The organism is Actinomyces sp. 594 (assembly GCF_019325145.1).
Taxonomy (GTDB): domain Bacteria; phylum Actinomycetota; class Actinomycetes; order Actinomycetales; family Actinomycetaceae; genus Actinomyces.
In genome coordinates, this window is the sequence record NZ_PIZC01000055.1 from 13895 (window position 1) to 39700 (window position 25806).

The following is a 25806-nucleotide window of genomic DNA, read 5'->3' on the forward strand; positions in this document are numbered from 1 at the left end:
TCCCCCACTGCGTGGGAGGTGCCCCCACCTATCTGCCGTTGGCCGACGGCTCGAACCTGTACCTGGCTACCGTCATCGACTGCTACAGCAGGCGCCTGATCGACTGGGCGGTATCGCGAGCCGCATGCGCACCTCCCTCGTGGTCGATGCGCTGCAGGCGGCCGCGCGTGAGCGCGGGAGCCGGCCGAGGCGTTTCGAGGCGTCACAGTCTTCTATCACACGACCCGTGATACCCCGAAGGCCTCACCCTGTTTGACACACCACGCCGACGCCACCCCGACTTACACAACACGCCCTAGGTCCCCACAAACACCAACCAAACCCCTCCGCGCCAACGAAAAACCCCAGTCCTGACGCAGTGTCACTAAAACCGGCACGAGTCAGACTTGAGGCAAGTCTCGTCAAACCCTTGTGATCTCAGACGCATGTTGCTATGCTGAAGGCAACCTGATGGAGGGGACGACGTCTTCGCCAACGACCCTGCGTGGAGGAAGAGATGACCCATGAGCCGTGAAATAGGGCCACAAGCATCGAGTGAGACTACATCTGTCCCTTCAGGGCTAACCGTCGCAAGGCTTCTCTTTCTCGTTGGTGGCGTGACGTGTTGTGCGTACGCCGTCAGCCTGGGACTGTCACAGCATCGACTGCCAAATGCTTCAGAAGCAGGAGGTGCTATTGTCGTGTTCTTAACGTTCGCGCTGGAGCACGTCGCTTGGTGGTGGACCCTGCAAAATGCTGACCAACTCAGAATTAGGTGGGCAAAAAAAGCGAGTTACATACACGTAGCACTGTTCGTCAGCGCCACCCTAAACAACTCTCCACAGACCGGCTATGTATTGCTCGCGGCAGTTCCACCGGTGCCTGATAACATGATCATGGCTGCAGCACCGCCTTTGCTTGTGTTCATAAGTGGCATCAACGCGTTCCTCCTTAAGCGCGTTAATTTTCACCAAAAGAGTAGTTAGGTAAACTAAACGAATAGATGCCCGGTCCAGTGTATCCATCGTTGGTCGTTCTTCACCATCGAGGACAGTTCCCCAGGCTCACAACTTCGGCCGACACTGAAGTCCGTGTAACCACTGTTCCTGTCGTCAGTCAATTACGAGATACTAGAGGGAGAACAACATGTTGAATCTACTAATAATAATTACGGGAGCTGTCGGAGCTGCGTTGATGCCGACGTGGGTGCTTCAGCTAAGAAGCGACTACGACATATCGATCAGGTGCGTGCTGACACCGAGCGCCGAGCGGTTCCTATCCCCCAACGCGATGGCCGCGATAACGGGCCAACCAACGTACCTTGAAAGTAGCTGGGGAGTGAGCGGCAGAGCCATTCATAAGGAGCTAGCATACTGGGCAGACAAAGTCCTCGTCGCCCCCGCTTCGCTCAATTCAATGTCCAAGATAATGCAACTCGACAGCAGTAATCTGGCCTTAGCGACCGTCGCATTCACAGCCGCACCTACGTATATAGTACCCGCTGTCAGTGGCCCTGTGACTAGAAAGGATAGATACAAAGAACTTCTTACGTCATTGAGGAAAGACTACACCTTGATTCTACCTTCAATGAACGACGCATCCGTGTCTCTCGTCAACTTCAACCCAGAAGAAGGAGGGATGGCAACGTACGAGGATGTAAAATCAAAACTCCAATTAGGATAACCATTCAGGAGCGACGATCGGAATGACGTCGAAATCGTCTAACCTGTCACACTTAGGAGAGATTGGAATGTCTACAGTCAGTCACGACGACTTGCCGCCTAGCCAGCGTCGACAAAGAACCAAGAAGCGTATCGCAGAGTCGGTCTGCGGAAGATCTGACTTGTCAGACGACCAGATGCGCGCAATTGGTGGCGCTGGGTCTAACGTTTCGCCGGCTGGGACTTGGACCATCGGAATCGGGATCACGGTGGCAGTAGGTTGCTTCACCTTCGACACCACCGCCTGCGCCGGTACGTGTGGAGCATTTACCAAAGGATGCTGCTAACGAACCAGACAACAGGCAAAAGATTACTATACCACTCGAGTGAGTCTTTTAGGAGGAGATTCCGTATGACATCGATGCAACTCTCTCGGACTGAAAGCAGCGCGCTACCTATAACGACTTGGGAAACAGCGTCACAAACCAAGCAGCGTCGTGTTGTGTTGCACAAAGGGTATAACCCGGCTGGCAGGGCGAGCTTACCAGACTCCGTGATTAAGAACATTGATGTCGCCGATAAGGGGGAGCCAGTTGCTTGGACAGTCTTCAACTATATTTGCACCACTCTGTTTGGCACCTGCGCATTCCGAGGAACTAATGGGTGCTGCAACGTTTGAATAGGAACACCCGTCAGAACCTAACCGTGGCTATCGACAATACGACCGCGAACGTAATCGACAGAGAAGGGGGGGGCAGGCAGCGACTTATCAACGAGCAAACAAAACGCACGCTGTATTGAGTCAGAGACAATTCCAGCACCCGGTGTAATCATGTATCACCGTCGCCCTGGGCACGCGTTTCACGACTGCCAACGACGGGTTTATACACGCACCGCAGTTGGTCGAGCACCCTACGACGGACTGGACGTCTTAGGCTTTCTAACTAGGTCGAGAACAGAATTGCGACTACGGCGTTGCATCCCATACACCGATGGGTGAGCCTACGTTGGCTTACCCCAACGCGCTACCACAGGAGTGATCATTGTGACAGTCCCCGAGATCTGGAAGACGCCATACAAACGTTCCGCTCGAGGAGGCGGAACAGTCAACGCAAACCACCCCAGCGGCCGGGCGGAACTCGACATGTCGACGTTGGCTGATATTGCCGAGGCCGCTGGTGCCGGTTCCCAGGACTATTGGAGCTTTGGCTGCTGCGGCGGCCTGACCCGAGGAGATTGCGGGAATACCGCCATCAACTGTGTCACGCTCAACAAGACTCCGTGTCCATCGGCATATGTGACCTGCACCTGCTGAATACGCTCCGCCATGGAGCGGTAGCAGCGCATTGCCACCGGTATGAGGCTGGATCCCAGTCTCCACGAGGTTGCGTTTGGGGGCGGCGCAGCGGTCGTTGCCCCCAAACACAACCAGCGACCATATGGCCACCACTCAGTTCCTAGGAGGAGACATGGATACCCGGGCTATCGCTCGTAAGGCTGCGTTCATAGACGAGAGGATTGTTGTCGCGCCGGAGGCGGTTGATACGGACAAGGGATCCGAGAGGATGAAGATGCTGCTGAATCAGTATTCTCCCCGCGACGACGACTACGAGTCTCTGTTTCTTCGAGAGTATGGGTTCAACTCGCCCACCGATCTTTCTTTGCGTCTAGGCGTTGTGGAGTATGATTCCAACACCTGTATTTACTCGGATGTTGACGAGAACTGGGTGGCAACGCTTACCCGGATACTGCAGCTTGTGCCACCGACTGAGGAACATCTTCACGCAGAGAACAACGCCGGCAGGGACGCTGTAGAAGTATTCCTCAGGCCTTTTGAGCAATACGTTGCAAACGCACTCGGCGCGGAAGTTGAGCAAGCAGCATCCGGCTTTAGATACCTCCAATTGAACCCGAAGTTTGTCCGAGAGTTCTGCGAACCGCCTCACAACGAGCTGAAGACGCTAGTAACACAGACTATGATTCTGGAGTTGCATGTCGCTAAGTACGAGCACGAGCGTGACGGGTCGCATTACACATTGGCCGACTTCAATTCTAGGATGCTGAACAGATCGTTTTACGAACACTTTTTTGACGAGTACGCGACGCTCGGCAGAAGACTAACTACAAGAGTGCTAGCTGTTATACAGTCAAGGAGGGAAATGCTTGAGAGACTTCTCAATGATGAGCCTGGAATATTCGCGTGCAGGTTGCTGGACACGTGTATCCTCTCGGGCGTTTCTTTCTCGGCAGGTGACAAGCATAACGGTGGACGCTCAGTCTCCGTAATTCACTTTGAAGGCGGAGGTGGCCTTGTATACAAGCCCCGTCCGATGCAGGCAGAGGCGATTTTATTCGACTACATTGCTCAGATGTCTAGCGACTTGAATCTGTCGCTAAAGGTGCCAACGTGCTATTGTGGGACTGGATATGGTTGGCAGGAGTATGTGGAGCACCTGCCGGTTGATGGGCATTTTGCATTCGCTCAATTCTATCAGGAGTTAGGAGTTCTCTTGGCGGCTGCCTACGCCTTTGGACTGACCGATTTGCATCACGAAAACATTGTGGCGCACGGACCGCACCCGGTTCTGATCGACGCCGAGACTCTTTTTGCACCTCAAGTCGAGAAGATTATGCGAACCGAGGTGTCGTTCGCCCCGGATATATCGCACGAAGCCCGTACTTTCAACTGTCTTCACACCGGAATACTGCCAACCGATCAGAACAATGACGCGGCGCGTGTTTGGGGTGCGGCGTATTCTGAAGGTACGAAGACTCCTTTTGATGTTCCGATTATTCCTGCTGTGGATAGTATGGAGGCGGAAATCAAATACGATCGGGTAGAAATTGCGGTAGAGAAGAATGCACCTTACTATGGATCCGAGACGGGTGACTGGTCAGAGTACGAATCGGAAGTCCTTGAAGGATTCGAAATCGCGTATCGTTATATATGTGCCGATAAGAGTCGGCTGGTGGAGCGACATGGATATGTTAACAGGTTGACGGGAATTCCGGTCCGGGTTGTCCTCAAAGGAACGATGATGTATTCGGTGCTCCTTATGACATCGAATCATCCAGATTACATGAGGGAAGGAACCGAGGTTGAACGACTGTTCAGTTATGTCTGGCGCTATCCCTCGTTAGCGGATCCACGTATCTGGTTCAGTGAGCTCAAGCAGATGAGGAGACTAGATGTGCCTTATTTTTCGGTTCCCTTCTCTGGGACTGAGGTTGTTGATCCAGATGGCGTAGTTGTTGCGGAGGTTCAGCAAGAACTGTGTTCATGGTGGGTGGACCATATCAATGGCTTCAGCGATGCCGACCTTGAAAGACAATTGTGGTTTATTCGTGCGTCATATGTGACGTCTGTTGCTGGCGAGAATTACGACCTGGATAGGCCTGATCGCCTGCGGCCTTTCTTGCTGAGTGGGTTTAGCGGGCCGGAGACAGACACCGCCGTGGGTGCCGAGATTAAGGCGTCCGACGCTGGAAGGCAAATAGCTCGAAGGCTCTGCGAGAAGGCGTTACTGGGTAGCAAGGGAGGCTGGTATTCTATAACGGTCGTTGGGGATGAGAGGTGGTCGGTGCAACCTGTTGCTATGGATCTCTACAACGGAAACGCTGGGATCGGCTATGCACTTTTGTATATGGGATGTGCGCTCGATGAACCGGATGCCGTGGAGATTAGTACGTCGTTGGCGGACCAGACCGCGACATTTCTCAGAGGCGCGGCCGCGTCGATCTCAGGGACCAAATTCACAGGCGAGCACCCACCGTACAATGACGTCGGTCTGTATGGCGCGATCGGAGGAGGTATATATTTCCTTTCTCACGTATTCGCTATGTTAGGCGATGACACCGGACGTTATCGCGAGTCGCTTGCGGCTATTGTGGAGGCGTTGCTTATGAGGCGCCCCAATCGACGATTTCTAGATATTGTGTCGGGTTCCGCCGGGCTTATCGAAGCCATGCGCAGCCTCTATGTCGCGATTCCCGAGCTCCGAGAAGGAGCAGTGTCCTTGGTAGAGATTCACGGTCGTCATCTCTGTTCCTCCGCCGAACGATCCAATTCCGGCGAGTGTTCGTGGCAGCAGGACCATATGGGAAAGAACGCGCTGGTGGGATATTCCCATGGTGCATCCGGAATAGTGTGCGCGTTGGCTGACGCGTCTGTCCTATGCGGTAGTGCCGAATTTCAAAGCTTTATTGACGGCGGTATGCTATTCGAAAGGAGGTGGCGCGCGGCTCGGGGATTCTGGCCAGATCTAAGGGATGAATTCTCATCGTCAACAGAGTCTCCGGGAATGATATCGTGGTGCTACGGCGCTCCTGGCGTGGCCCTGGCAAGGCTCCGGTTGTTGGAGAACGGCTATTCTTCGGAGTTGGTTCCTCGGTCCGATATTGTTGGGGATATGCTCGACGCTGTTGAGGAAAGTGTTTGTCGTAGTATCCTAGAAGGAGGAAGCCATTTCTCTACGTCGATGGCTTTATGCCATGGCCAGCTCGGAACCTTGGAGATACTTGGCCGTATCGCGCGCCACGGGGATGGCGATGGACGCGGATTTCCGGAATCTGATGCGAAGAAGTACCTTCGGCAAGTAGACAGTTATTGGCATGCCGCTATTTCGCGGGCATATAGGGACGGTGTCGTGTGCGGGGTGCCGAGGGGGTTGGAGGTTCCTGGACTAATGACCGGTATCTCGGGAATTGGCCTGTCATTGATGCGTTACGGTAATAGTCGTTGGGACCTTCCACTTGTTCTTAGCGGCGATGTTCCCAGGCTGGGGTGTTCTCAATGATGGGCGGTGAGCAGCTATTTCGTCAAGAGGCGATAGAAGCATACAAGAAACATTTTCGCGACGATGGTCAACAGGCTTATCAATCGAGTCTAGCGCCGCCGTTGCTGACGTTGATTGCTTCGATACTAGTGCTCACAATCTCCATTATAGTTTGGAATAGCACTGCGGTACTATGAAAAGGTCTAGAGGGGTTCGATATGTCTTTTCGGCGCGTTCCGTTCGTACGTTTTCAGCAGTCTGAGACAGACTGTGGCATTGCATGTGTCAGCATGCTGCTAGCCTCCTTTGGCCGACGTGCTTCGATGGAGAACTTGCGTGACATGGTTAGCTGGGGAAGAGACGGCACGTCGGTTGCGGCGATTACTGAGTTGTTGGAAGGTCTAGGTGTCCGTTATGCTGTCGAGAGCGTAGACGACATTGGTTACTTTCGCCGCGACGACTTTGAGGGCCCTTGCATGGTACATTGGCGGTTCTCGCATTGGGTTGTTGTTGAGGGGGCTGGTCGTAAGGGATTTTCGGTGGTAGATCCCCAAAGGGGACGGTATATGGTGTCTCCCGAGGAATATTCGAGCTCGTTTACGGGGATTTTGATTAGGATTGTTGGGACCGACTATGAGCGAGTAGGTCGTCTGGCTCGTCTTCGTTCGCTCATTAGTCGCATGAGATCGATTGGCGGTGTGTTCATTCCCTTTGTTGATAGAAAGAGGCTTGGCCTCTCGGTTGCTGCAGCGCTTATAGTCCAGGCGATACCAGGACTTGGTGCTTGGTTAACTGCCACATTGTTTAGTCGGATGTCTGTAGGACTTGATAGAGATACGGCTATTACTTGCTGTTTGTCGCTGCTTGCCTTTGGTATCGGCTCGGGTCTAGCAATGTTTTCGCGCGGGATTGCGTCGGCTCAGCTGGGTGCGGACCTCCGAATGTCTATCGGGGTGCGGTTGCTATCCGCCTTTCTTAATGCATCATTTCGATACGTGCAGGGTCGGTCAATCGGTGATGTAGTCAATAGAATCGTCGGGGTTCAGGTAGTGCAGAATCTGCTGTCTAACGTGCTCCTGACGGTGATGTTCGACCTTACCTCGACGGTTGTATACGTCGTGGTGCTGTTGTTGTTGTGGACTGAGGCCGGCGTTTACGTGTGCTTGCTTCTAGTAGCCTATGCGGTATTTCTTTTCTTCTCCGGTCGGCGGATGTACCACCTGTCGGTCGCCAGTGTTAACGCTGCGAGTACTGCTCAAAGCGAGTTGGTCGGGATATGTTCAGCGGCGGAGGCTATAAAGCTGGCGCAAGCTGAACGCCGTATTTCTTCGAATTGGAGATTCACGCTCGGCCAAGAAGTATTTAGGGAGTATAGGTTTTTGCGTTTTCAGGCTATGCTCCAGGCGGCCGGCGTCTTTGTGCAACAAGTGTTGCCATTGTGCATTCTCGTCTATGGCGCGTTCAGGTTCACTCAGGGTTCTGTGTCTATCGGTTTGATTGCGGGTGTCAACTCACTTCTTGGTTCGTTATTCGGTTCTGCGATGATGATATCGTATACGGCTCAGCAGATTCTGTCGTCGGGCGTCGTTTTAGAGCGTGTTAGGGATCTGCTTCATGCACCTCAGGAAATTTCACGGGATATGTCCTCTGAGGGGATTGGTGCGGCCACGTTTTCTCAGAGTCTGACTTTGTCTCACGTAGTTAAGCGTTATGGCGGTTCTTCTTACCCCGTTCTGAGCGACGTGTCGTTGACTGTTAGACCCGGGGATTTCATCGGAATTAAAGGGAGGACTGGTGCTGGAAAGACCACGCTTCTGCGCACTATTGTCTGTCTCGAAGATATCGAAGGCGGGGACATCAGATTTGACGGCGTGAGTAAGGACGAGTTGACGGTGATGTCTGTGAGGAGCCTGTTTGGTGTTGTTTCCCAGGAGCCCCAGATTATGGCTGGTTCACTAAGGTACAATTTGACCCTTGGCGTCGACGGTGTTTTTTCTGACGATTTGCTTTTTGAGGCTCTCGAGGTGGTCGAGTTAGCTCAGGAAGTTAGGATGATGCCGATGGGCTTAGATACCGTTATAGGCGACTCTGGTGCGGGGTTGTCTGGTGGTCAGTGCCAGCGACTGGCTATCGGGCGTGCGGTACTGAGGGATTGTTCGGTGTTGGTTCTTGACGAGGCTACTAGCGCTTTGGATCTGTCCACGGAAGTGGCGGTTGTTAGCAAGCTGAGAAGAAGGGGCGTCGCGGTTATCTGTGCCACACATCGCGATTCTACGTTGAGGAGCGCTGATGCCGTTTATGAGCTCGCGGGTGGTAAACTTACGAGGGTGTGCTTGTGTTGATGGCTCAGCCGTCGATGCCACGAGGAGGTGAGGGCGCGCAATGATCTCGCTGAGTGAGGTGAGTAAGGATTACGGCGGTGTACGTGGGCTGTCTTCTGCCTCTTTTGAGGTGCCTGACGGACTCGTCGCGTGCCTAGTCGGCGCGAACGGTGCTGGCAAGACGACGGCGCTGAAGACGATCGGCGGGCTTGTGCGTCCTGATGGAGGCGAGGTCCGGGTTGACGGCGCCGCACCGGGGAGGTCGCCATACCCGCTGGGACGCCTGGGGCTGGTTCTGGGAGCAGACCACTGGGTGGGCTCCCGAACAGGGTTCCAGTGCCTCATGGGTATTGCCCGCACCAGCGGCATTCCGGAGGTCCGCGTGCGCCAAAGCCTGGAAGAGACAGGCATAGCGGCGGTAGGGGACCGCAAGGTCAGGACTTTTTCTCTGGGGATGCGCCAGCGCCTGTCGTTGGCGGCGGCGATGCTGGGCCAGCCGCAGAACGTGGTCCTGGACGAGCCCTTCAACGGTCTTGACCCTGAGGGGGTTCGGTGGCTGCGCTCCCTGCTGCGAAGGCTGGCCGATGAGGGCAGGGCTGTACTGGTCTCCTCCCACCTGCTCGGAGAGGTCGAGGACATTGCGGATCGCGTCGTCGTTCTCAAGGAGGGCAGGGTGCTGGCCCAGGCTCCCGTTGACCAGGTGCGGCGCCCCGGCGGAGTCATCGTTCGCGCCGATGATCCCGCCCAGGTTGTCGCCCTGGCACACTCGCGGAACTGGCAGGTGGAAGCCGCGGAACGACCAGGTGACAGCGAGGGTGGGGTACTCATAGACGCGGGTATCGAGGAGGTGCAGAGGGCCTTCTTCGACGAGGGGGTCCTCTTCACTGAGATGCGCGAAGCGAAACGATCCCTTGAGGGCTGGTTCTTTCACGTGCTGGAAGGAGAGCAGGAACCATGACCGGTGATCGCGCTGCACAGCAGGAGGTGACCTGGCGCCGGGTCCTGGTCAGCGAGTTCGGCAAGGCGGCGAGGACGCGTTCGGTGCAGGTCCTGATCGCCCTCGAGCTCTGCCTTGTCGTCTTCTTCTCCGCCGTGGTCGGAGTCCCTGGGGTTCAGGCCGCGTCACTGCCAGCCGGACTGGCGGGTGCGGTGACCGCTGGTGCTGAGTACTCCTCCGGTGCCATTATGTCCACAGTGGTGGCGGTAGGCAGGCGTTCCAGGCTGTTCTGGGCGCAGCTGGTCAGCGCCGCGGTGGTTACGGCCCTTCCCGCGCTGGCGCTCATGCTGGGGCTCGTTCTGACGACCAGGCCCTACGTGGACTACCGCGGTGTTCCGTTCGACCTGGCTGCTTGTCTGGAAACCGTGGTTCGCGCGGCGCTGGTGCTGGCCTTAGTCGCGGCTGCAGGTGCCCTGGTGGCGATGGGGACGCGCTCGGTAGCTACTGCTGTTATGACTCTGGCACTGGGTGTGGGGGCGGCCCAGATACTGGCCATGCTGGTTCCGGCACTGCTAACGCTGGGTTCCTGGACGGTCCTGCTTCCCGACTGGGTGCACGTGGTAATGCCCAACGCGGTCATTGCCAGGCTGCAGGGTGTAGCCGCGTTGCCTGCCTCCTCGTGGCTGGAGCAGCCAGTGGCCACGATGCTGCTGGCCGTGGCCTGGTGTCTGCCCCTGTTCCTGTGGGGACACCGCAGACTGACCAGAGGCGACTTCTAGATGTGGCCGCCTCGCGGCGACAGGCTGCTAGGGTGCCCGCATGAGTATTGCTGTTGCCGTAGTCGGCGCCGCGGGGCGCATGGGGTCCACCGTCTGCCAGGCCGTCGAGGACGCCGACGGGCTCGCGCTCGTCGCCCGCCTCGACATCGGCGATGAGCTCACCGCCGCGAACCTGGCCGGCGCCCAGGTGGCCGTCGACTTCACCCATCCGGCCGTCACTGAGGACAACGTCCACGCCCTCATCGACGCCGGCGTGGACGTGGTAGTCGGCACCACCGGCTGGACGGACGAGGCCTACGGGCGCGTGCGCGAGCACCTGGCCCGCCCGGAGGCGGCGGGCCGCAGCGTCATCATCGCCCCGAACTTCGCCCTGTCGGCGGTGCTGACCATGTCCTTCGCCGCGAAGGCCGCCCGCTACTTCGAGTCCGCCGAGGTCATCGAGCTGCACCACCCCAACAAGGTGGACGCCCCCTCCGGCACCGCCATCGCCACCGCCCGCGGCATTGCCGCCGCCCGCGCCGAGGCGGGACGGGGGCCGGTGCCCGACGCCACCGAAACCGACCCGGACGGCGCCCGCGGCGCCGTGGTCGACGGCGTGCACGTACACGCCGTGCGCCTGCGCGGGCTCACCGCCCACGAGGAGGTCGTGCTCGGCAACCCCGGCGAGCAGCTGACCATCCGCACCGACTCCTTCGACCGCGCCAGCTTCATGCCGGGCGTGGTGCTTGCCGTGCGCGAGGTGGGCGCACGCGAGGGCCTGACCATCGGCCTGGACCAGCTGCTGGACCTCTGACGACGCCCGGGCCTGCCCGAGCGGCCACGCGTCGACTCGGGGCAATTGGGCGCACCAACGACGATGCGTGCCGGGTTGGCCCGGGCGTCCGACGCGGTTACAGCACGGCCGCCCAGCAGTCCTCGATGACGCCCTGCCCGACCGGCAGCCGACGGAACGACTCGGTGCGCTTCAGGCCGGCGCCGCGCAGGAATCCGGCCAGGGACTCATCCCCGCGCACCGCCCACACCAGCAGCACGTCGGCCCCCTGGGCACGCGCCTGCTCCGAGGCGGCGGCCAACAGCCGGGAACCGTGCCCGCGGCGCTGCCGCTCCGGGGCCACACCGAGCGCGGTGATCTCCATGCCCCGCCCGCTCGCGGCGTCCGCGTCTGCCGCCGCATCGTTGTCGGCCTGGCTCGTCTCGCCCGCGGCATTCGTCGTAGCCGCGCCGTCGGGGGAGGGGGCAACGCCGATCAGGCCCACGACCTCGCCGCCCTCACCCACGGCCACGAGCACGCGGTGCGCTGGTGACGGCGGGCTAACCACGGCCTGCTCCCAGCCGGCCGCGATTACCGGCGCCGCCACCATCGCCTCCACTCCCGCCGGCAGCGGCACCTCATGAGCGGCGACGTGGGCGGCGCGCAGGGAGGCCAGCATGGCGGCGGCGTGCACCCGCCCGATCGCGTCCAGGTCCGCGGCGGTGGCCTCACGCACGAAGTCCCCGGGGGTGGGTGTCTGCGAAGCGGGCGGCGTACCGTGGGCGTCGTCGCTGTGGCGGAGGAAGTCGTTCATGCGACCGAGCCTATGCGTCCCCACGACTTCACCGTGCGTGCCTCGCCCGGGTCCGGACGTCCTCAATCGGCCGCTGCCCGCAAATGGCGTGCCCACCCTGTGATCGCCCGCCACATGCGTGCGGCAATGCCGTTACGCTGCTCACTATGAGCACTCTCCCCAGCCGCTCCTTCGGCTCCGTCGGCGTAGCCATGGTCACCCCCTTCACCCCGGAAGGGGGGATCGACGTCGAGGCCGCCCAGAAGCTGGCCGTCTCCCTGGTCGACGACGGCGCCGACATGATCCTGCTGGCCGGCACCACTGGGGAGGCCCCCACCACCCACCTGCCGGAGAAGCAGACCCTGCTGCGTGAGGTGAAGGACGCACTCGCCGGGCGGGCCATGCTGGTGGCCGGGGCCGGCTCCAATGACACCGCCCACGCGGTACGCATCGGGGTGGGCTCCCAGGAGGCCGGCGCTCAGGGCCTGCTCATCAACGCCCCCTACTACAACCGCCCCAGCCAGGAGGGCGTCTACCAGCACATCATGGCGGTGGTCGAGGCCACCGACCTGCCGGTCATGGTCTACGACATCCCCGGCCGCACCGGCGTGAAGATCACCGACGACACCCTCGCCCGCCTGGCCGAGCACGAGCGGGTGCTGGCGGTCAAGGACGCCACCGGTGACGTCGAGCAGGGCTTCGAGCGCATGGAGGCGACCGGCCTGGAGTACTACTCCGGCGACGACGGGCTGAACTTCGCCTGGCTCACCCACGGTGCCAGCGGCGTCGTCTCCGTGGTCGCCCACGCCGACGCCCACTCCTGGCGGGAGATGATCCGCGAGGTCGACGCTGGCGACCTGCCCGGTGCCCGCGCCGTCGCCCAGCGCATGCGTCCGGTGGTGCGGGCCATTATGGGCGGCGGTCAGGGCGCGGTGATGGCCAAGGAGGCGCTGGCCCTGCAGGGCCGTATCCCCAGCGCCACCGTGCGCCTGCCCCTGGTGCGCGCCACCGCCGCCGAGGTCGCCGCCCTGCGTGACAGCCTCGCCGCCGCCGGGCTGCTATGAACTCGCCGACTCGGGCGCTGCCGGCCCCGCACGCCGCGCTCAGGCGGCGCTGGCGCGGCCGATGACCTGCTCGCGCACCACGCGGCGCAGGATCTTGCCGATCTGGGAACGGGGCATCTCCTCGATGATCTCCAGGTGACGCGGCAGGGCGTAGTGGGGGAGCACCCGCTCGGCGTGTGCGCGTACCGCCTCCAGGGTGATCGCGTGCTCCGGCGTACCCGGCTCCAGGACGACCGCGGCGCACACCAGCTCCCCATTCGCCCCGCCCGGCAGCCCGACGACGGCGACGTCCGCCACGCCCGCCATGGTGAGGATCGCCGCCTCCACCTGGGAGGGGTAGACGTTGAAGCCGCCGGTGAGGATAAGCTCGCGCCGTCGGTCGGCCATCCACAAGAAGGAGTCCTCCCGGCGCACCATGTCCCCGGTGCGCAGCCAGCCGCCGGGCAGCATGGCGGCCGCCGTCGCCTCCGGGTCGTCCCAGTAGCCGGCGAAGACCTGCGGCCCGCGCACCAGCAGTTCGCCCGGCTCGCCGTCGGGCACCTCCCGCTCGGGGTCCGGGGCGTCCGGGTCAACCACCCGCACGTCAGTGGAGGCGAAGGGCAGCCCCAGCGCCCCCAGGCGGCGGCTGGGCCCCATGGGCGTGCCCGAGACGATCGGGCTGGTCTCGGTCATGCCGTAGCCCTCCACGAAGTAGCCGCCGGTGGCGGCCTCCCACTCCGCGCCCACGGCCGGTGGCATCGGGGCCGCCCCGCACACGCCGTAGCGCAGGGTCTTCAGGGACACGCCCTTCCTCTGGGCGCCGCGCAGAATCCGTTCGAACATCACCGGTACCCCCACGAAGAACGTGAAGGGGCGGCGCTGGTGGGCCTCCAGCACCTGGCTGACCGAGAACTTCGGCAGCATCACCTGCGTGGCCGCCTTCTGCACCGCGCAGAACACGTTGAAGGTCAGCCCGAAGGCGTGGAAGAAGGGCAACATCGCCAGGAAGGTCTCCCCGCCCTCGTGCAGCATCGGCACCCAGGCGATCGCCTGGTTCGCATTGGCACGCAGAATCTTGTGCGTGAGCATGGCCGCCTTGGGCATGCCGGTGGTGCCGCCCGTGTGCAGCAGCACCGCCACGTCATCCCCGCCCGGATGCGGCCAGGAGGCCTCCAGCCGCTCGGCCCGCGCCACCTCCCGGTCCCAGGAGCGCACGCCCGCGGGTAGCGATTCGGCCCGCATGGAGGCGCGGGTGCGACGCGCCTTGGCCACGGGCAGGCGCAGGGCGGCGCGCAACCGGGCCGGCATGGCGGAGGATAGGTCCACGCTGAACACCGTGCGCCCGTCCAGCGGGTCGGCCTCCTCATCCGTGCCGCCGCCGGCTCTCGATGCCGGATTCAGCACCAGCTCAACGCCCTTCTCCCAGGCGATCACCACCCGCGCGCCGTGGTGGGCGAGCTGGGCGCGGATCTCCTGCGGGGGGGCGAGCGGGTTGTGCTCGGCGACGATCGCCCCCAGGCGCAGCGCCCCGTAGATCGCCACCACGTGCTGCGGACAGTTCGGCATGAGCAGAGCAACCCGGTCCCCGGCCCGGACGCCCGCCCGCCGCAGCATGCTCGCGGCGCGCTCGGAGGCCTCCAGCAGCTCACGGTAGGTCAGGGTCGCCCCCATGAAGTCCAGTGCGACCCGGTCCCCGTAGAACTCGGCCGCGGTGCACAGCAGCTCTCCCAGGGGTCCCTCCGGGACGTCAATGACGGCTGGGATATTCGGCTGATAGTGGGGGCGCCGGTACCGCTCGGCGTCCTCCTCACCGCTCACCGGGCCTGCTCCCCGGCGCCGGCGGCCTGCCCGGGCTCACCGCGGCCGACCTCACCCAGGCGCTCCACCAGGGCGGTGGCGGCGGACTGGGAGGCGGCGGCCGCCGTCGCCGCCGCGCCCGCGGCTGCCTCCCGGGCCGCCAGCAGCTCCTCGCGCACCACCCGGCGCAGCACCTTGCCGATCTGGGAGCGCGGCATCTCCGTCAGGATCGCCACCTGCCGGGGCAACGCGTAGTGGGACAGGGTCTTCTCCGCCCAGGCGCGCACCTGGTCGAGCGTGACCGTCTGCCCATCCTTGGGCAGAATGGCGGCCACCACGGACTCGTTACCGGCCTCCGCCGGCAGCCCGACGACGGCGACCTCCTCCACCTGCGGCATGGAGCGCACCGCCGCCTCCACCTCGCTGGGGTAGATGTTGAAACCGCCGGAGATGATCAGTTCCTTGCGGCGGTCGGCCATTACGTAGAAGCCGTCCTCCTCCTGGCGCACCAGATCCCCGGTGCGCAGCCAACCGCCCGGCAGCATGACGGCGTCCGTCTCCTCCGGGTTCTCCCAATAGCCGGCGAACACCTGCGGGCCGTGCACCACCAGCTCGCCGACCTGGCCCGGCTCCACCTCCACCTCGGGGTGGTCGGGGTCGACCACCCGCACGTCGGTGGACGGGTAGGGCACGCCCAGCGCACCTGGGCGCCGCTCGGGGGAGATCGGGTTGCCCAGGATGATGGGTGCCGTCTCCGTCATGCCGTAGCCCTCAATGATGGCACCGCCGGTGGCCTCCTCCCAGGCGTCGGCCACCGCCTTGGGGGTGGGTGCCGCTCCGCAGACGGCGATCTTGCAGCTGGACAGGTCCGCGCCGACCTCCTGCGCGCGGGTGACGATCCGGTCGAACATGACCGGCACCCCCGGGAAGAAGGTAGCGGGGCGCCGCTTCCAGGCGGCCAGCACCATGTCGGCCCCGAACTTGGGCAGCACCACCTGTGTGGCGGCCAGCCCGACGGCGCACAGCAGCGACAGGCTCAAGCCGAAGGCGTGGAAGAAGGGCAGCACCGCGTAGAAGGTCTCCTGGCCGACCTCGCAGGTCTGGGAGGCCCACGCCAGACTCATCTCCGCGTTGGCGCGGGCGTTGGCATGAGTCAACTGGACCGCCTTCGGGGTGCCGGTGGTGCCGCCGGTGTACAGCAGCACGGCCACGTCGCCCACGCCCGGTAGCGGGTGGCCCGAGGGCAGCGGCGGGGTAGTGGCGACCAGGTCGTCCCAGGAGGTCACCCCGGCCGGCACCTTGCCGCGCAGCTCGCTGCGCTGGGAGCGGGCGGCCGCCACCGGAAGCCTCAGGGCCAGCCGGCTCGTCCACGGCAGCCCGCGGGACAGGTCCATGGACAGCACCCGCGCCCCGCCCATGCCTGCCGCGTCCAGGGAGCCGACGGCCTGCACCATCCGCGCCAGTGACTTCTCCCAGGCGATGATCACCCGGCCGTGGTGCATCTGGATCTGCTCGCGGATCTGCGCGGCGGGGGCCAGCGGATTGTGCTCGGCCACGATCGCCCCGAGCCGCCAGGCGGCGTAGGCGATCACGACGTGCTGGGGGCAGTTGGGCAGGATCACGCCGACGACGTCGCCCCGGCCCACGCCCAGGCGGCGCAGCGCCTCCGCTGCCCTTGCCACCTGGTCGCTCAGCTGCCGGTAGGTGGTCGCCTGCCCCATGAAGTCCAGGGCGACCCGGTCCGGGAAGCGGCGGGTAGCGTCGTCGAGCATGCGGGACAGCGGCTCGGTTACCGGCGCAATCACGCTGGGGATGCCGGGGGCGTAATGGGGGCGCTGGTAATCGGTGGAGTCACCCCGAGTGCGGGACTGGCGGTCGGCGTCAGTGGCCTGGTTGAAACTGCTCATCGTTGCCTTTCCCGAGTATTCCGCCGGAGCCTGACGGGCGACCGGGCGAGGATCGTAGCCTACGCAACCGTAACCTACGGTCGCGTAGGAGCGTGCGTGCGTGACGCGCATGCGACCTGTGGTCTGCCGCTCACCTCGGGTCCGATCGGCGGCAGGCTAGAGGATCCCCCTGGGTACTGCCCGTGAGCCGGTTACAGGCCGGCCGGCAGCGGCAGCCGGGACACGACCCGCAGACGGCGCGTCGGCCGCGTCATCGCCACGTACAGGTCGCCGGGGCTGACCTCCCCGATGGCTGCAGGGTCAACTAGAACCACGACGTCGAACTCCAGCCCCTTGGACAGGTGCGGGTCCATGACCGCCAAGCGGCTGCGCAGGATGTCGCCGTCCGGCGCCTGCATCGCCGCCGCCAGCTCTGGATCCTGCGCCAGCTGGGCGGCAACCTGCTGTGGCTGCGGGGCGATCACGGCAATACGGCCGGCACTCGTGCCCACAGCCGCATCCAATGTGGCCGACTCCGCCGCCACCGCCTCGCGCAGGACCCGCCCCCAGGCGGCGGGTGCGGCATCGCCTCGCTCGGTCGCGGGCCCGCGCGAGAGGTCGTCCACCGCCAGGCAGTCGTCCAAGTCTCGTACCGAGGTGACCGGGTGGGAGACCGGCTGCCCGAGACCGGCCGCCACCTGCTCAGCCGTCCGCATAATCGTTGCCGGCGTGCGGTAGCAGACCGTCAGTGCCTCCTCGCGCAGGGGCGTCGCGGCCCGCGGCGTACGTGAGCCGCGCCCGCCGCGGGGCCTGGCCGGGCGCGTGCCCAGGGCCGAGAGCACGCGCTGCCACGAGCCCGGGCGGCTCGGGCCAGAGTACTGGGCCAGGTCGCCGACTATGGTGAAGGAGCGCACCGGGCAGCGGCGGGCCAGGGCCCGCCAAGCCATGTATCCCAGCTCCTGCGCCTCGTCGACGACGATATGCCCGTAGGTCCAGCTGCGATCGGCGCGGGCGCGCTCCGCCAGGGTCAAGGACGGCCCCGTGTCCTCCATCCTGTCTGCCAGCATCTCGGCGGTGACCATGCCGCCCCCCAGCTCCTGGGACTCGATCGCCTGGGCGGCGTAGGCGACGAGCGATTCCCGCCGCCGTGCCTCCAGGCGGGCGCGGCGCGCCTCGGCATCCTCACTAGGACCCAGCAGCTCGGCCAGCTCATCGATCAGCGGCACGTCCGCCTCGGTCAGTTCCTCGCCCGCCGGCCGCTCCAGCAAGCGCCGTTCGTCGGCCTGTAGTTCTGGTGCCAGTCGGCGCAGCAGCTCGGGACGCGCCCAAAGCCGCTCCAGCAAGCCCACCGGCGTCGTCGGCATCCAGCACAGGTTGATCTCCCGGCGGGCGTCCCGGGCGGTGCGAATATCCTCCCGGATCCAGGCGCGCGTATCGGCGTCGTCGGCATCCTGGTGGGTGGCGGTGGCGAACTGATCAGTCAGGCGCTCCAGCAGCCACAGCACGAAGGTCTCGCGCGCCAGGTTGTGGGGCTTGCCCGAGCGCCGGGCCCGGGCCGCCGCCTCGCGCACGTCCGCGGGCAACAACTGCAGGCGGGTGCCCTGCACCACGATGTCGCGCGGCTCCTGCGGCACCCGCTGCAGGTCACGCACGGCCCGGCGCAGGATATCCACCCACGCCCTGCGGGCCTTCAGCTCGTAGACCTCGGCCGGCTCAGTACCGCGTGCGTGCACGCCGGGCACCAGGTCGGCCAACGTGGTGGAGACCACGCCGGTCTCACCCAGCGAAGGCAGCACCTGCTCCACGTAGCGCAGGAAGGTGCGCGAGGGCCCCACTAGCAGCACCCCGGAGCGCTCCAGGCGCTCGCGCTCGGCGTAGAAGAGGTAGGCGACCCGGTGCAGGGCCACCGCCGTCTTACCGGTGCCGGGGCCGCCCTGCACCACCAAAACGCCCTTGCCGTCGCCGGTGACCACCCGGTCCTGCTCAGCCTGGATGGTGGCGACGATGTCACCCATGCGCCCCTCGCGGGCGGCCGACATGGCCGCGATCAGCGCGCCCTCGCCCTGCAGCCCATCAACGCTCACAGTGCTAGCGGCAGTGCTCGCAGCGGTGCTCGCACCGGCGTCCCGATCACCGGGTGCGGTCAGCGCTGCCGCAGCGGCCGCATGCACGTCAAGCAGCTCGTCCTCAAGCCCGACGACGCGGCGGTCGCGCATGTCGATATGCCGACGCCGCACCAGCCCCATCGTCTCCGAGGCGGTGGCCTGGTAGAAGGCGCGGGACAAGGGGGCGCGCCAGTCCAGGACGACCTCCCGGCGGCGGTCATCCTGCAAGCCGATACGGCCCACGTAGTGCCGTCCGCCCGCCGCAACGTCTTTCGCCATGTCCTTTGCCGCCGAGTCAGCGCCGGGCTCGGCGGCGTCGGCATCGGGCTGCGCCATATCCATGCGCCCGAAGACCAGCCGCTCCTCAACCCCCTCCAGAGAGGCGACCAGGCCCGCGTAGTGAGCCGCGTATGCGTCGCGCTCGCCACGGGACTGATGCGTGCCGCTTGCGCCGCGGGCCTGGGTCGAGGCCAGCGAGCGGCGGGCCTGAGACAGCTGCCGGTCCAGCTCGGCGTAAGCGACGTCCACGGCTGCCTGCTCCGCGGCGACCTCCCGCTCCCGAGCGGACGGTGCAGACGCCGGTCCCGCAGGTGCATGCGGGGCTGCGGAGTGCGGTGACCGGGTCGAGTCGGTGGAGTGGTGCTGGCTCACATGACCTCGCTAGAAGTGTGTTAGTCGGGTGGCGACCTGGCTCGGGGCGGATGAGGACGGGAGCCGCCAGGCGGCGCGGATCGGAGGGGAACGGAAACAGGCGGACAGGAAGCGTATTGCGGTAGTTCGTGTACGGTGGTTGTTGCCAGGCACGGGCCCAGCCCGCGCGGGGCGGCATCCGCGATGCGCGGGGCCGTTCATTATCTCCCCGTCGGCGCCGGCATCCACACGTCTCCCCTTCCGTTCGCGAGGAGGGAAGTCAGGTGGGGTGAGCTGCGGATCTCCCGTTCGAGTGGGAACACGTGCACGCCCCTGGATGTTGCACCAGCCGACGCATGGCCTCACCTGCGCGGCGTGCAGCCGCCTCGGTGACGCCGGCATCACGAACACGAGCGCCAAAAGCGCGAGAGGAGGAGCAATGCGACCGCTATTCACTGTGGAGCACCCCGCGGGGGAGCCCGTCTCGCCGCGCGTGCTCCTGCACCACTTCGAGGGCGCCATGGACGCCGGACACGCCGGCTCCCTCGCCGTCGAACAGCTCATCATGACCCTGCCCCACACTCGCCTGGCCACTTTCGACGTCGACTCCCTGATCGACTATCGCGCGCGTAGGCCGGTGATGACCTTCGACCGCAACACATACACCGAGGTCTCCATGCCTGAGCTCGTCCTGGACCTGCTCCAGGACGACGAGGGCGAGGACGTACTGCTGCTCCACGGAGCAGAGCCCGACTACCGTTGGCAGGAGTTCACCGACGCCGTGACCCACTTGGCCGTGTCGATGGGAGTCAGCCACGCGGTCGGCATCAGCGGTATCCCTATGGCCATCCCGCACACCAGGCCCACCTACGTGCACATCCACGGTTCCCAGCCCGACAAGCTCAATTCACAGACTGAGGTGTTCGGACGGGTGGAGCTGCCCGGCTCCATGAGCGCCTTCCTGGAGCTGCGGCTGGGTGAGGCCGGCATCGATTCCCGTGGCCTGTCCGCGTCCATCCCGCACTACATCGCCCGCGACGACTTCCCGCAGGGTGCTGCGGCACTACTGCGCGCGGTAGCCGAGGGCACCGGGCTGGCCCTCCCCCTGGGGGACCTGGAGGCGGCCGCGAACATTAACCGGGCGGAGATCGACGCCGAGGCGGCGCAACAGCCCGAGGTCGGCGCCGTGGTATCCGCGCTGGAGGCGCAGTACGACGCCATGCTGCAGCAGACCGAGAACCTGAGCTTCGAGGGTACGCCAACGCTCGACCTGCCCAGCGCCGATGAGATCGGCGCCCGTCTGGAGGCGTTCCTGGAGGCGAATGAGAACACCTCTGGCGACGGGCTGCAGAAGTAGTTGAAGTAGTTACGGTCCGGGGCCGCGTCAGAAGGACGGCTGCGGCAGTGCCGGGTCGTCCTCCTGCCAGGTGCGCACGGGCAGCGGCAGGCGCCGCACCGCCCGCTCCACCGCGTCGAGCTCGTGCTCGGACCAGGGCTGCGCGCGGGCGAGCAGCACGATATTGCCCGGGCGGCGCCCGCGTACCACGGCCGCATCGGCCACTACCAGCACCGCGTCGAATACCCTGTGCAGGTCGGACAGCTCCGCGGCGATGGCCGCGCGCGGTGGGCAGGCGGCGTTAGCCAGGTAGATGCCGCCGGGTGCCAGCGCCCGGCGGCACTGCATCAGGAAGTCACGGCCGACGCATGTCGGTGGAACCGCTCCGCCGGCGAACACGTCGCGCACCACGACGTCCCACTCGCCGGGGCGCAGCGTTCCCACCGCCAGCGCCGCATCGCCCACGCGGATGCGCAGGCGCGGAGCGCGGGGCAGGTCGAACCACTCACGCACCTTGCTCGCCAGGATCGCGTCGATCTCCACCGCCAGCTGCTCCGAACCGGGGCGGGCGGCGTCCCATGCGCGTGCCAGAGCGCATCCGGCGCCGCCCAGGTGCACTGCGCGCACGGGCGCCGTCGGCCCGCGGAGAGCGGACAGGACCGCATCCATCTGCTGAAGGTACTCAAAGTCCAGGTGCGTCGGGTCGCGCAAGTCGATCCAGGATGACTCGGTCCCGTCCAGGAGCAGGAGGACCCCCGTGTCACGTACCTCCAGCTGTGCGGTTGCGCAGGAGGTTCGGATGGGCCCGACGGGCAGGTCCAGGACCCGGGGCGGGCGCTGCCTGCCGCGGCGCCCGGCGCGGGTGCGGGATGAGGATTGACCGCGTGTCACAGGGGCACGTTATCGTGGCCGGGTAGTACACCGTCGTGCCGCTTCCGGGCTGGTGGGGCGGGCGCGCGGAGAGGAGACGGGCATGAGCAGGGCACCACGGGCTGACGCTGCGCGCCGCTCCTGGGGTGAGGACGACTCCGCCACCCCCATCCTGCACGTGGACATGGACGCCTTCTTCGCCTCGGTAGAGCTGCTGGAGCATCCTGAGCTGTCCGGGCGGCCGGTCATCGTCGGGGGACGTGACGGGCGCGGTGTGGTCTCCGCGGCCTCTTACGAGGCCAGGGCCTTCGGAGTCAGCTCGGCAATGCCCATGAATGAGGCCCTACGCCGCTGCCCCCAGGCCGTGGTACTGCCGGTGCGGCACGGCCTGTACTCCGCTGTCTCGCGGGACGTCATGAGCATCCTCGGCGAGGTCACGCCCGTGCTCGAGCGGGTCAGCGTGGACGAGGCCTTCCTGGACGTGTCCGGCGCCCGCCGCCGTATGGGCTCCCCGGTCGCCATCGGTCACTGGATTCGGCGGGAGGTGCGGGGACGCGTGGGCGTGCCCGCATCGGTCGGGATTGCCGCTACCAAGTTCGTGGCGAAGCTCGCCTCAGCGCATGCCAAGCCCGACGGCCTGCTACTCATACCGGCGGACGCCACGCAGGCCTTCCTGAACGTGCTGCCGGTCGGCGCCATGTGGGGGGTGGGGGAGAAGAGCGCCGAGGCTCTCGGCCGCTGGGGGATCAAGGATGTCCGGCAACTGGCCGCCACAGACGTGCGTAGGCTCGAGCGCATCCTCGGGCCCGCGGCCGCGCGCCACCTGCACGACCTGTCCCACGGTATCGACCCGCGGCCGGTGACTGCGCAGCGAGAGGAGAAATCGGTTGGGACTGAATCGACGTTCTTCGACAACATCACCGATCGCGAGCACGCCCGCCGGGTCCTACTAGACCAGTCCCACCAGTGCGCCGCGCGGCTGCGGGCCGGCGGGCTGCGCGGGAAAGTCGTGGTGCTCAAGGCCCGAGGCGCCGACTTCAAGACCGTCACCCGGTCGCGCACCATGGCGGCGCCCACGGACCTGGCGCGTGACCTGTTTGCAGTGGTTGAAGACCTGTTCACCGCACTGCCCACCCCGGGAGGCGGCTTCCGCCTCCTCGGGGTGCGGGTCGAGGGCCTTTCCCGCGCCGGTGACGGGGTTCAGCTGCTGCTCGACGAGGACCCGCGGCGAGGCGCCCCCGAACGTACGGCCGATGCCGTGCGCCGGCGCTGGGGGACAAGCGCGCTGGCGCCCGCCAGTCTGCTGGCGCGGCCCGGGTCCGCTGGCCCCGCCGTCGGTCCCGAGGGCTGATCTCAGCCCGTCCACGCGTGCCTGGGGTGCGTGGCCGCGTTGCCCCAGCGTGCCTCCCGGGCTCGGCAGGCTTCCCGCGTCCACCACAACGGCGGGAAGAACCAGGTCTCGGATGCTGTTGCCCAGGTATGGGGACGCTCCGGTTTTCTTACCGAGACGACAACCGCTTATCCTGGATATCGTTCGTGGGTGGTGGCCGAGGCGATCCATCCGGTTGTTCGTTTCAGCCCATAAGCGGAAGGGAGGCGTGCCATGGCATTGTCGGAACGTGAGCAGCAGGTGCTCCGCGATCTGGAGGAACAACTCAATGACGAGGACCCGTCGCTGGCTGAGACCATGCAGCATGCCGACACGACATTGCGTCGGCCCTCGCCCCGCCGTATCGGTGCTGGAGTTGCGCTGCTGCTGGTCGGCTTGGCGGTGGTCATCGCCGGTGTTGCCATCGGCAACGACGTCGTCTCCATAGCGCTGGGGGTGCTCGGCTTCGCCCTGGCCGTGTGGGGCGTCACGCTTATGCTCACGCGCGGTGGTGCTGGGGAGCCGAAGACTCCCCGCAGCGCCGGACGCTCATCCTTCATGCAGCGCCAGTCCGAGCGCTGGGACAGGCGACGCGACGGACAGAACTAACGCGGTTGCCCGGCCACCGCACGCACACCGGGGCCGGCACCAGTAGTCAGGCGCGACCAGGACCCCCACGCCGGGGACGGCGCTAGCTGCGCGGACGACATCGGCGTCGTCCGCTGCCGTCGGCACGGTTCGAGCGGGCCAGGCATAGCAGGTGTCGGTTAACTGCCCCATCGGCCCCTCCACTTTCCTCCACCGGCTGCCCTCCACCCGTCATTGTCCGGGGCCGTATTCCACTGTGATTTCACTGTGATTCCACAGTGCCGTCCTGCGCGGGGCACACGTTCGCCGCGCAGCGGATGCGCCCGTTGCTCCGCCGCGCAGCCAGCGCCCGGCCCCGCGCCTGGGCCGCGGGCGCGAATCCGCCCGGACCACGCGCGTCGGCCGGACCGCATCGACGTCGGCGCTCTGCCTCCCGCCACGCCGCGCGTATTTTCCTCCACTGTCCCCCACCGCCCACCACTGCTGAAATTCCAGGGAAAACCATGGGTCCTCGACAGGGGCGACGCGATCGTGACCCCGGTTTGCGGCCGCATTGTGGAAGAAAGGGGAGGGAAGTGGAGTAATGTGGGGCGCACCGGTCGTCGAGGGGAGAGGAGTGAGGTCCGGTGTTCCTGGGCACCCACGCTCCCCGCCTCGATGACAAGGGACGGCTCATACTCCCGGCCAAGTTTCGTGAGGAGCTTGCCGGGGGAGTGATCCTCACCCGTGGCCAAGAGCACTGCATCTACGCCTTCACCGCCGCTGAGTTCGAGCGCATGTACGCCCAGCTCCGCGAGGCTCCCCTGGCGCAGAAGCAGGCGCGCGACTACGTGCGCGTCATGCTCTCGGGCGCCGATTCGCAGATTCCCGACAAGCAGGGACGTATCACGATCCCCGCACCACTGCGCGCCTATGCCGGGCTCGGACGCGACTTGGCGGTTATCGGCGCCGGCGCGCGCGTGGAGATCTGGGACGCGGGGGCCTGGGAGACCTACTTGGCCGCCCAGGAGCAGGTCTTCGCCGATACCGCGGAGGAGATCATTCCCGGGTTCTTCTGACCCGGTGCCACAAGTTCATAGAGCCATCAGGGCACGCGGGAGGGCTGTTGCCTCCCGGTGCCCGGGGACTGCCGGATACGGGTTCCGTTCCGTGAGGTCTCCGCCCGCCGCAGCGTCCGACGCCTCTTCCCCGGCGCCGGAACCCGCGGGAGGAGTCCTGGCAGGACGGAGCCGGTAGACGGCGTCCCGAGCAGCCAACACCACTTACACGCCCGTGCATGCGGCGCCGCGACAGTCGTAACGCCGCCGCACCGACTACCGGCCGGAAGGAGGACACTCGTGAGCAACACCCCTGCGGACGGGCAGGCGGCCGCCGCGGCCGACCACCACACGCCCGTCCTACTGGGACGCTGCCTGGAACTGCTTGCACCAGCGCTCACCGTCCCCGAGCCGGTCATGATCGATTGCACGCTCGGGATGGGCGGGCACGCCGAGGGCGCCCTGGAGCGCTTTCCGCAGCTGACACTGGTGGGTATTGACCGGGATCCTCAGGCCATCGCGCTGGCCTCGGCGAGGTTGGCGCGTTTCGGTCACCGGTTCCGTGCCGTACGGGCCACGTACGACGCCGTCGACGCAATCGCCGCCGAAGCGTCCCGGCGCCCGGACGGAACGGTTGACGCAGTCCTGATGGACCTGGGGGTGTCCTCCCTCCAGCTCGACGACGCCGACCGCGGCTTCTCCTACGCCCACCCGGCCCCGCTGGACATGCGCATGGACCAGTCAGCCGGTCGCACGGCCCAGGACATCGTGGACACTGCCGATGAGCAGGAGCTCACGCGCATCCTGCGTGACTACGGTGAGGAGCGCTTCGCGGCGCGTATCGCCGCAGCCATAGTGAGACGTCGCAGCGCCGGCAGCCCCGTAACCAGCACCGCCGAGTTGTCCGAGCTGGTGCGTGCGAGCATCCCCGCCGCCGCCCGTCGGCGCGGCGGCCACCCCGCGAAGCGCACCTTCCAGGCGCTGCGGATCGCCGTCAATGGCGAACTCCAGCTACTGGAACGCGCCCTGCCCCGGGCGCTGAACAGCCTGCGGGTAGGCGGCCGCCTGGTGGTCGAGTCATACCAGAGCCTTGAGGACCGCATCGTCAAGCGGGTGCTGGCGGCCGGCGCCACCTCGGGGGCGCCGGCC

At 65.0% G+C, this 25806-nt stretch carries 17 protein-coding genes; 12 read left to right on the forward strand and 5 right to left on the reverse strand.

Translation table 11 applies throughout. The features are described from left to right. Window positions 1-1125 precede the first annotated feature (1125 nt). The 6 genes from GZ998_RS09390 to dapB all read left to right on the forward strand — a co-directional run bounded on the left by GZ998_RS09390 (window position 1126) and on the right by dapB (window position 11245). Window positions 1126-1662 (forward strand): flavoprotein, encoded by a 537-nt coding sequence (locus GZ998_RS09390; RefSeq protein ID WP_219109687.1) that lies wholly within the window; start codon window positions 1126-1128, stop codon window positions 1660-1662. A 1447-nt stretch (window positions 1663-3109) separates the two neighbouring features. Continuing rightward, window positions 3110-6436, forward strand: coding sequence for a type 2 lanthipeptide synthetase LanM (gene lanM / locus GZ998_RS09395; protein WP_219109688.1), 3327 nt, complete (start codon window positions 3110-3112; stop codon window positions 6434-6436). A 197-nt stretch (window positions 6437-6633) separates the two neighbouring features. After that, on the forward strand, window positions 6634-8757 hold the full coding sequence (locus tag GZ998_RS09400) for a peptidase domain-containing ABC transporter (protein WP_219109689.1): 2124 nt from the start codon (window positions 6634-6636) through the stop codon (window positions 8755-8757). Between the two features lie 40 nt (window positions 8758-8797). Beyond that, on the forward strand, window positions 8798-9694 hold the full coding sequence (locus GZ998_RS09405; RefSeq protein ID WP_219109690.1) for an ATP-binding cassette domain-containing protein: 897 nt from the start codon (window positions 8798-8800) through the stop codon (window positions 9692-9694). Then, a complete protein-coding gene (locus GZ998_RS09410; RefSeq protein ID WP_161924373.1) occupies window positions 9691-10452 on the forward strand; it encodes a hypothetical protein in 762 nt (253 codons plus the stop codon). Before GZ998_RS09405 ends, GZ998_RS09410 begins: the two co-directional genes overlap by 4 nt. Window positions 10453-10492: 40 nt before the next feature. After that, window positions 10493-11245: a 4-hydroxy-tetrahydrodipicolinate reductase gene (gene dapB, locus GZ998_RS09415; protein ID WP_161924372.1), complete on the forward strand. Its 753-nt coding sequence runs from the start codon at window positions 10493-10495 to the stop codon at window positions 11243-11245. Between the two features lie 97 nt (window positions 11246-11342). Here the strand turns inward: dapB and GZ998_RS09420 are convergent, their stop codons facing one another. Beyond that, window positions 11343-12017, reverse strand: a complete 675-nt coding sequence (locus GZ998_RS09420) for a GNAT family N-acetyltransferase (RefSeq protein WP_219109691.1) — start codon at window positions 12015-12017, stop codon at window positions 11343-11345. 146 nt (window positions 12018-12163) lie between these two features. Here GZ998_RS09420 and dapA point away from each other — a divergent pair, with 146 nt between their 5' ends. Next, complete coding sequence (gene dapA, locus GZ998_RS09425) at window positions 12164-13060, forward strand: 4-hydroxy-tetrahydrodipicolinate synthase (RefSeq protein WP_162678578.1); 897 nt, start codon at window positions 12164-12166, stop codon at window positions 13058-13060. A gap of 39 nt (window positions 13061-13099) precedes the next feature. On the opposite strand, the gene GZ998_RS09430 is transcribed toward dapA, so the two are convergent. The 3 genes from GZ998_RS09430 to GZ998_RS09440 all read right to left on the reverse strand — a co-directional run bounded on the left by GZ998_RS09430 (window position 13100) and on the right by GZ998_RS09440 (window position 19478). Next, window positions 13100-14857 (reverse strand): AMP-binding protein, encoded by a 1758-nt coding sequence (locus GZ998_RS09430; protein ID WP_219109692.1) that lies wholly within the window; start codon window positions 14855-14857, stop codon window positions 13100-13102. Next, entirely contained in the window at window positions 14854-16743 is a 1890-nt protein-coding gene (locus GZ998_RS09435; RefSeq protein ID WP_161924368.1) for an AMP-binding protein, read from the reverse strand. The genes GZ998_RS09430 and GZ998_RS09435 overlap by 4 nt, the downstream gene beginning before the upstream one ends. 191 nt (window positions 16744-16934) lie before the next feature. After that, window positions 16935-19478 (reverse strand): AAA family ATPase, encoded by a 2544-nt coding sequence (locus GZ998_RS09440; RefSeq protein WP_219109693.1) that lies wholly within the window; start codon window positions 19476-19478, stop codon window positions 16935-16937. 418 nt (window positions 19479-19896) lie between these two features. On the opposite strand from GZ998_RS09440, the gene GZ998_RS09445 reads away from it, so the two are divergent. After that, the gene (locus GZ998_RS09445) at window positions 19897-20814 is read left to right on the forward strand and encodes a PAC2 family protein (protein ID WP_162678581.1); all 918 of its coding nucleotides are present in this window, start codon (window positions 19897-19899) and stop codon (window positions 20812-20814) included. A 27-nt stretch (window positions 20815-20841) separates the two neighbouring features. Here GZ998_RS09445 and GZ998_RS09450 read toward each other — a convergent pair whose 3' ends face one another. Then, window positions 20842-21594, reverse strand: coding sequence for a spermidine synthase (locus GZ998_RS09450; RefSeq protein ID WP_161925375.1), 753 nt, complete (start codon window positions 21592-21594; stop codon window positions 20842-20844). A 172-nt stretch (window positions 21595-21766) separates the two neighbouring features. On the opposite strand from GZ998_RS09450, the gene dinB reads away from it, so the two are divergent. The 4 genes from dinB to rsmH form a co-directional block, all read left to right on the forward strand. Continuing rightward, window positions 21767-23014 carry a DNA polymerase IV gene (dinB, locus tag GZ998_RS09455; protein WP_219109694.1) on the forward strand — a complete coding sequence of 416 codons (1248 nt, stop codon included), beginning with the start codon at window positions 21767-21769 and terminating at the stop codon, window positions 23012-23014. A 252-nt stretch (window positions 23015-23266) separates the two neighbouring features. Next, on the forward strand, window positions 23267-23641 hold the full coding sequence (locus tag GZ998_RS09460) for a DUF3040 domain-containing protein (protein ID WP_161924365.1): 375 nt from the start codon (window positions 23267-23269) through the stop codon (window positions 23639-23641). Window positions 23642-24246: 605 nt separating this feature from the next. Continuing rightward, window positions 24247-24678, forward strand: a complete 432-nt coding sequence (gene mraZ, locus GZ998_RS09465; protein WP_161924364.1) for a division/cell wall cluster transcriptional repressor MraZ — start codon at window positions 24247-24249, stop codon at window positions 24676-24678. A gap of 279 nt (window positions 24679-24957) precedes the next feature. Next, the coding region (gene rsmH / locus GZ998_RS09470) for a 16S rRNA (cytosine(1402)-N(4))-methyltransferase RsmH (RefSeq protein ID WP_219109695.1) at window positions 24958-25806 on the forward strand (849 nt) is incomplete at its 3' end.